Raw genomic sequence first — 428 nt, forward strand, 5'->3', positions numbered from 1 at the left:
TAACGTTTTGCTAATAGGCAAATTACGTTGGCTATAATGTGCGAGGCACGAGCGCAGCCAACTGTTTTTTGTCCTTTTGAGCGACTTGTTATGTTTTTAATTTAACCGCTGTTCCAAATACCATAATTTCAGATGAACCATCCATAATTGTACTGGTAGTAAAACGAATACCTACAACTGCATCCGCTCCTTTTTCACGAGCATTTTCAATTAAACGAGAAACGGCGATGTCACGTGCATCAGTTAGCATTTCTGTATAACCGCGGATTTCACCACCAACAATACTTTTTAAGCCAGCCATAATGTCACGGCCAATATGCTTTGCTTGAACAACATTGCCAGTAACAATACCTACTATTTCTTCAATCTCTTTACCAGGAATTGACTCGGTAGTCGAATAAATCATAAAGCTTCCTTGAAAACATAAC

At 38.8% G+C, this 428-nt stretch carries 1 protein-coding gene; it reads right to left on the bottom strand.

Translation table 11 applies throughout. The features are described 5' to 3' along the window. Positions 1 to 88 precede the first annotated feature (88 nt). Positions 89 to 428: heavy metal-binding domain-containing protein (locus tag ABFY09_RS15115; RefSeq protein ID WP_347985102.1), on the bottom strand; the 340-nt coding region annotated here is incomplete at its 5' end.

The organism is Marinomonas sp. 5E14-1, assembly GCF_039939215.1.
Classification (GTDB): Bacteria; Pseudomonadota; Gammaproteobacteria; order Pseudomonadales; family Marinomonadaceae; genus Marinomonas.